Origin of the sequence: Oxobacter pfennigii (assembly GCF_001317355.1) — a bacterium.
Classification (GTDB): domain Bacteria; phylum Bacillota; class Clostridia; order Clostridiales; family Oxobacteraceae; genus Oxobacter; species Oxobacter pfennigii.
Window position 1 is genome coordinate 1 of sequence record NZ_LKET01000037.1, and the last position, 7,678, is coordinate 7,678.

Here is a 7,678-nt window from a genome sequence, read left to right on the forward strand (position 1 = left end):
CATTATCCATGATAATTAGTTTGGGTTGTTTCAGTCTTACCTGAAACGCTTCACACAATCTCTCACACTGTTCAATTTTCAAGGATCGTTACCGCTCTTTTGAAGCGGCTGCTCCGAGGGGAGCGACTTTTATATATTATCACTTTACCGGCAACCTGTCAACATATCTCTAACTGGCAATTTATGGTAATAGTTATTACTTCAATTATCAGGCTGATATTATGCTATTACAAGTGATAATACTGTTATTTAGCCGTCGCAGCTTTCATGCGGCGACATTTGTTATAATATCATAATGAAATTATTTTTCCCATAACATTATTATTACTATATCCAAAAATATCATGAATAAGCTCACTATATCTAATTATTTCTTACAAATTCTTATATAGATACTCCAGGATATGTTGTCATTAGATTCACAGTAGGGGGTACCCCTTGCCGTGCCTTATACAGCTTTAACTTTTGCTCTTTGGTTCATATTTTGGTAGATTATCATCAGAACTAGCTGGATGAATGTAACACAGGATGCCACTTTGAAAGCATCTTCTATTCCCCTGTTTTCATAAACCATGCCATATATAAGCGGTGATATGGAAAAGCTGAAATATTTAAATGAATTTACAATAGAGCTTGCCGTACCTCTAATCTGAGGTGAAGTATCTATTGCCATCGTATTCAATGCACTCCATACGAAGGCTGAAAGCATACCCATTATTAAAAGGGTCAATGATAATAGGTATATATTCCTTATATATGGAATAAGAAAGACCAAGGGAACTATTCCTGCTATACCAGCCATACAAACTTTGCTTCTCTCATAAATATCGATTATTTTGCCTGCATATGGTGAAAGAATTATGCTGCCAAAACCCGTTAAAGATACGATTATACCATTTATGCTCTCACTTGTATTAAGCTCCATGTATATGTATTTTGCAAACAAAAAACCAAGGCTTCCAAACCCAAAATAGCCTAAGAATGAGCTAAGCGAAAGTATAACTATTTTTTTATTGCTGATTAGTTCCGAATATACTTCGTAAGGTACGAGCCCTTGTTTTTTAGCGTCACCAATATGTTTAAAGGTTTTGATATATATAAATAGCAATATGGTTGATAATATCCCTAGAATTAAAAAAGTATATCGCCAGTTTAATTCGGCAAAAATACCCCCGAGAATAGGCGCTATAAATATGCCCGATGTCTGCACAGAGCCAAAAACGCCCATATATTTACCTAAATCTTTGGATGGGACCGCATCTCCTAGTAAGGCCATAAGCACAGGAGTCATGAAGGCATTGCTCATGCCTTGTACAAATCTTCCGGCAAGGAATATATTTATATCCTGTGCAATATAGCATATCATGCACCCGACGCTAAAACCGCCATATCCCAATAAAACCACCTTTCGCCTTCCAAAGATATCAGAAGCAAAGCCTGATACCAATTGGAAGGATGCAAAAGCCAGCATATATATTGAAATTGACAAGGAAATCTTATAAAAAGAGACTGAGAAATCTCCTTGAAGCCTGGGAATTAAAATATTAACTACATTTCCGCCGAATGGACCCATAAAGGCTCCTATGTAGCATAGAATTGCAATGTATCTATAGTTCTTTATCGAATTCATACTTATCCTCTGATTTTTAGAATATTTTTAATTCTGCCTTATATTCCTAATCCATTGCTGCTGTTGTGGCTCCATATTGTCCTCTACCCAATCCTGCCAGACATCATCCTGAAGTTTTTTAGACTGGGGTTCAATAAACTCATAGTAAGAGTAGGTACTTCCTCTGGCCAAGTAAAGCTCTTCATTGTACGGAATAACAACAAATAGATAGTCCGGTGAACCTATGGCAGCATGCAGAACCTGGTTTTCATGAATATATGCGTCTGATACCGCCGCCATGTTTCTTTCTGTTTCAGGTATACTCTCCCAGTATTTAACGCTGCCGCTTTCTTCTATCATACAAATAGTAAGGTTCCTTAACTCCCTGCCATAATTTTTAAGCCTTGTTTCCTCATCTTTCGTAAGGGGTTTACCCAGGAGCTCTTTTTCAGATATAGTTTTTAAAAAGCTTGTTAAGCTTATGAAGCTATCTACTGCCCTATATACTTCAGGAACTTTAAATTCATTAACGGAAAATACAGCTTTTATATATTTAGCCATATATTCAAGCCTGCTATATATATCAATTTCAGGTTCAACATATCCGGGAATTACTGCATCTGATATATCAGTATCCGATAAGGGTAATTGGCCCACCGCTTGCCCCTTATTCTGCTTTAAGGATATGTATGAAGAGTGTTTTGAATCAGCTACCCCTCCCAAATAGGTAATGTGCTTCTTTACATTCCAGCCATCATTTAGCATAAAGCCAGGATATCCTTGCTGTACGGAGTTTATAGACCCCTTTAATACCCAGAATAAAGAGTTTTTAAGAGAATATTTTATAGGTTCTTCCTGGCTGTCTGCGTTAAGTACTATTCTTAATTTATCGATTATATCTTCATTCTCTTCATCATTTTTATAATCATTTATATTGCCTCGGAGAATTTCATATGCCCTGTCACTTCCGTACACGGCAGGCAAATAAAGGCCTTGTGGCAAACCGGTTACGCTTACTTTATCAAATATATCTTTATCAAGGGCATATATTTGACCCATGAGCCTGAATTGTGTATATTTTATAGTTTCATCATTAATATCATTGATTTTATCCGGCAGAGTTTTTCCCTTATTTAGCCCAACCTTCTGTCTGGACAACTCGTATACTTTTTTGAATAGTTTGTCATTCCATACTTTATCAAAGTCTATATTTTTTCCATATACAGACTTAATAACATCAGATAAATCATATATAGTCATGTCTTCTGATTTATCAAAGTATACCGTACTCACCTTGTATATATCTTCCCAAAGGGTTCTCAGTTTTTCATCGCCTAATATTGCAGATGTCATAATAACTGCCATGGCAATCTGTTCATCATTCTTTATAAATGTATCAGAATCACTATCATAAGTATCAAAAATTATGGGGGTGCTTCCATACCACATCATAGTCAGGAAATAATTCTTGAACTCTGCTTCTCTTGAATAATGCCCATCAGTTATATATATTCCATAATCAAGCTCATAAGGGAATATTTCAGATGCACCGTTTGGCCATCTTGCTTTTATCTTTTTAACATCGTTATCTATTATCCTGCTGGCTTCTAGGGGTATCCCCCCGGGCAGGTTAAGCTCTAACAGTCTCATGGCAATACCGAAATAAGCAATATTTGAAAGGGCAGCTTTTTTTACATTAGCATCCTTGGTACCATAGTAAATCTCAATAGATTTACCGAACATTCCTTCGGTTAAAAGCTTTAACTCGTCTATAAGTCTTTCTCTTTCCATCGTTCTTATGACATAATCACACATGAGGTTATATGCATGAAGTATGCTGTCTGTTGTAATAAAATTCGGTATACCCTTTTTCATATTGTCTTCATATATATTGAAAGGCTGTTCATATACGATTTCAGGCTTCTTGATAAGAAACTGATTCTTTGACAGCATGTATTTATCAATTATGTTCATTTCCTGCATAACCAGGGTATTCGATAAGTTAGAAAGATCGAGCTTTGCACTATAAGGCTTGATTGTTCCTTTATATTCACTTTCATTCCACACGATATCAAGATCCTGCTTGCTTTCCTGCAATGGCTCTATATCAGTCCTGCTTATACCTTTTCTGCTCAATAAGAATGGCAGAGTCAATGCAAGGATAATTATAATGCAAATAATTTTCTTCATTAGCCATACCTCCGACATACCAACTGCATTTTTTATAGTCCCAATATTCTAATAGGCCTTTTATTATTATTCACCAGTTTATGAAATTGAATAACTCAATATAAAATTAAAAGCCGTTATAATCAAACTATTTGATTACAAACGGCGTAAAGTTACCTTCTATTATAAATTATTTACTATCTCTTTAAATTTGTTTCCCCTCTCCTCAAAATTCTTAAACATGTCAAAACTGGCGCATGCAGGTGAAAGAGTTACAATATCCCCTTCTTCCCCTTTATCCCTTGCGGCTTCAACCGCCTCTTTAAGTCCGGCAGCATGAATTATAGGTATTCTTTTATTTTGTTTTCCCATCTCTTCTATAAAGGCATTTTCTATTTTATCAGCAGTAGCTCCCATAAGTATCAAAAGTTTTATTTTATCTATACCCTTAATTGCAAGCCCATCAAAGGGTATTTTTTTATCATAGCCACCGGCTATCAATATAACCCTTTGTTTAAAAGCATTCAACCCGGCCGCCGCTCTTGACGGGCTTGAAGCAATGGAATCATTATAATATTTCACTCCATTAACTTCCCTGACAAATTCTATTCTGTGCTCCACTCCCATGAAGTTAGTCGCTACATCTCTCATACTTTTTATACTGCATAGACTGCTTATTGCAGCCGATGCAGCCAGCAGGTTTTCAATATTGTGGATCCCCGGAAGCTTTATCTCATCAGTACTGCATATTGTTTTTTTGTTACCATTTTCTATTAACACAAGGTTAGCTCCATCAAGAAAAGCGCCTTTCTCAAGGGATTTTGATATGCTAAAAAAAACTGTATTTCCCTTTGCTTCCTTCTCCATATCTCTGGTTATGCTATTATCCTTATTTAAGACAAGCATGCCCTTTGCATCCTGATATTTATATATGTTCTTTTTTGATTGGATATATTCATCCATGGACTTATGCATATCCAGATGATTGGGACTTAAATTTGTAACTACAGCTATATCAGGACTTATTTTCATAGTCATTAGCTGAAAGCTGGACAGTTCGAGCACTACCTTGTCTTCAGCCTTTATGACATCCAACTTATCAAATAAGGGTGTACCTATGTTTCCGCCTACCCAAACATTGTATCCTTCTTTTTTAAGCATCTCATATATAAGAGTAGTTGTGGTGGTTTTTCCGTCACTGCCTGTGACTCCTATCACTTCGGCCGGACAGTATTTTAAAAACTCCTCCATCTCGGAAGTTAAGCTTGCTCCATTTTTAACAGCTTTTTCAATCTGTGGTAAATCCGGCCTTAATGAAGGTGTTCTGAAAATGTAATCGAAATTATCTAATTTATCCAGATAATCAGGGCCAAGGTTTAATATTACCCCCATATCTTCAAATTCATCACAGATACACCCAATTTCCTCTCTGAACATTTTATCGCAGGCGGTAACATTTGCCCCCATGTTAACAATACTTTTTATAAGCGGCCTGTTGCTGACGCCGATTCCCAGTACTGCAACCTTTTTGCCATTTATATTTTTCTTAAAATCCATAAAATCCAATCTCATATATACCTCCGACAGCTTTAAAACAATTTCATTTCTTAAACATTTATATAATCCTTGATAAAACACTTAAGTTTGACAAGATCCTTCTGATATATTTCCTTCAATTTTCTATTGTATATTATGCTTGCAGGATGATATAACGGAAGAAGGAAAAAGGAACGCATATCCATTAGTGTACCATGGCTTTCTCCAATCGTGATTCTATCATCATCAATTATCGCTCTTAAAGATATATTACCCAGTGTCACAACAATCTTAGGTTTAATTATTTCAAGCTGTTTGATTAAATACGGCCGGCACAGCTTTACTTCTTCTTTATTTGGTGCCCGGTTAGAGAGTCTACCGGTTTTGGCATTTATTTTATAAGGCCTGAATTTTACAATGTTTGTAATATATATGTCTTCCCTATTTAACTTAAGGATTTCAAGAAACTCATCAAGGATTTTACCTGCCTGACCAACAAAAGGCCTGGCGAGAAGGGTCTCTTTTTCTCCCGGGGCTTCTCCCACAAGGACAATATCCGTATCAGTATTTCCTTCGCCAAATACAATAACTTTATCCCCACCCGGAAATTCTTTTTCCACATTATCCACACATTGCCTTTTAAGCTTTTCCAATTGTTCGTTTTTCATTCAGCCCACCTGCTTTTGTAATTTTAATATAATCAAAATAATTATAAAGTTTTTATTTTAGAGCATCTTTATGAGTATAGTTTTTTGCCTAATAAATATATATATTATTAGGCTATCGACCATTATAGAGCAGATATAAATTATAATTATAGAAGTCATTCTTCAGGAGGAATTTATGTACAAAGGAGTTTCACACGGTATTATTGCTGCATCTTTTTACATAGTGATTGGGCTTATATTTAAGATGCTTTATAGCTCGCTTCAAATTTCATGGCCGTCGATGTATTCACCCATAGTACTAATATCAGGAGGTCTTGTAGCCTTCGCAGTTCTTGTATTAATATATTGTAACTTCTCAAAAAACGCTATATGGGATTCTGTTATATCGCTGCTGACATTTGTGGCTATAAACTTTATAATTGCCATAGCATTCAATCCCTATTCTTCATATATAAATTTACTGGATAGCAATAACTTCTTCATATCCTATAATGCAATATTTATAATCTTTATGAGAATCCCTTTATTTTTTCCCATGAATGCAGATACTTCTTTTATTTATTTATTTATAATGCTTTTATCTCCTGCTACTCTAGGTATTATATTACCTGCTGGAACACATATTTTTAGTTCTATAAAAAGAAAGGCAGGTAAACTCAAGTTTCCTACTATTATCAGATAATCATACATTCAAGCTCATATACTTATCCCTTATTTTTTTAAAATCCTCCCATGCCTCTCTTTTTTTATCGGGATCTCTTAATAATGCTGCAGGATGATATGTTCCTATAATTGAAAACTTACCTCTATCTATCCATTTGCCCCTGTCTCTTGTTATTCTCATTTCTCTGTCAATCACATATCTGGCTGCTGTTGAACCCAGGCATACTAAGATACTTGGCCTTATGATAGCTACTTGATTCCGAAGATATGGAAGGCATGCTTCAGCTTCTTCCGGAAGAGGGACCCTATTATTGGGAGGTCTGCATTTTACTATATTGGCTATGTATACATCTTCTCTTTTAAGGTCTATGGCTTCTATCATTTTTGTAAGTAATTGCCCTGCTTTACCTACAAAGGGCCTCCCCTGCATATCCTCGTCATGACCTGGACCTTCTCCTATAAACATAACCCTTGCCTTTAAATTTCCTTCTCCAAATACTACATTGGTTCTTCCATTACTTAATTCACATTTATGGCATTGCATACATGATGCATGCAGTTCTTTCAAGTTCATCATCACATACACCTCGAACAGATAAAGGCTGTATTTTAAATAATACTCTTTATAATTATATAATCATTAATTGCCCAATCCAACAATAAAAAAATTTTTTATCATCTTTATCGATATTGTCATTTTTATAAAAAATGCTATACTGAAAATGTAGCATAGAATTTATGCTACATTAATCGTTCATATAACATATCCCCATGATTTGAACCCTAATAATTTAATTCAACTTTTCCGGGCTATTGCCCGGCACTTTTTTAATACAATATTATAATTAAATAAAAAAACGGATTTCTATAAGAAATCCGTTTTTGTGTGAACCAAAGTTCACAATAATACCGGCGACGACTTACTCTTCCACCACGCTTCCATGGCAGTACCATCAGCGTACCCAGGCTTAACCTACGTGTTCGGTATGGGAACGGGTGTGACCCTGGGGCTATTGCCACCGATTATGATAAC

6 protein-coding genes and 1 rRNA gene are annotated in these 7,678 nt (G+C 35.5%); 1 reads left to right on the forward strand and 6 read right to left on the reverse strand.

The window, feature by feature from the left end; all coding sequences use genetic code 11:
* Positions 1–448 precede the first annotated feature (448 nt).
* The 4 genes from OXPF_RS13355 to OXPF_RS13370 all read right to left on the reverse strand — a co-directional run bounded on the left by OXPF_RS13355 (position 449) and on the right by OXPF_RS13370 (position 5,982).
* A complete protein-coding gene (locus tag OXPF_RS13355) occupies positions 449–1,630 on the reverse strand; it encodes an MFS transporter (protein WP_054875726.1) in 1,182 nt (393 codons plus the stop codon).
* A 27-nt stretch (positions 1,631–1,657) separates the two neighbouring features.
* Positions 1,658–3,799, reverse strand: coding sequence for a DUF3160 domain-containing protein (locus OXPF_RS13360; RefSeq protein WP_054875727.1), 2,142 nt, complete (start codon positions 3,797–3,799; stop codon positions 1,658–1,660).
* 162 nt (positions 3,800–3,961) lie between these two features.
* Positions 3,962–5,350: a UDP-N-acetylmuramoyl-L-alanine--D-glutamate ligase gene (murD, locus tag OXPF_RS13365; RefSeq protein ID WP_054875728.1), complete on the reverse strand. Its 1,389-nt coding sequence runs from the start codon at positions 5,348–5,350 to the stop codon at positions 3,962–3,964.
* A gap of 35 nt (positions 5,351–5,385) precedes the next feature.
* Complete coding sequence (locus OXPF_RS13370; RefSeq protein WP_054875729.1) at positions 5,386–5,982, reverse strand: uracil-DNA glycosylase; 597 nt, start codon at positions 5,980–5,982, stop codon at positions 5,386–5,388.
* Between the two features lie 175 nt (positions 5,983–6,157).
* Here OXPF_RS13370 and OXPF_RS13375 point away from each other — a divergent pair, with 175 nt between their 5' ends.
* Positions 6,158–6,664, forward strand: coding sequence for a hypothetical protein (locus tag OXPF_RS13375; RefSeq protein ID WP_054875730.1), 507 nt, complete (start codon positions 6,158–6,160; stop codon positions 6,662–6,664).
* On the opposite strand, the gene OXPF_RS13380 is transcribed toward OXPF_RS13375, so the two are convergent.
* Both OXPF_RS13380 and rrf read right to left on the reverse strand, forming a co-directional pair.
* Positions 6,665–7,222, reverse strand: a complete 558-nt coding sequence (locus OXPF_RS13380; protein WP_054875731.1) for a uracil-DNA glycosylase — start codon at positions 7,220–7,222, stop codon at positions 6,665–6,667. It abuts the gene before it with no gap.
* A 330-nt stretch (positions 7,223–7,552) separates the two neighbouring features.
* A 5S ribosomal RNA gene (gene rrf, locus OXPF_RS13385) occupies positions 7,553–7,669 on the reverse strand.
* Positions 7,670–7,678 lie beyond the last annotated feature (9 nt).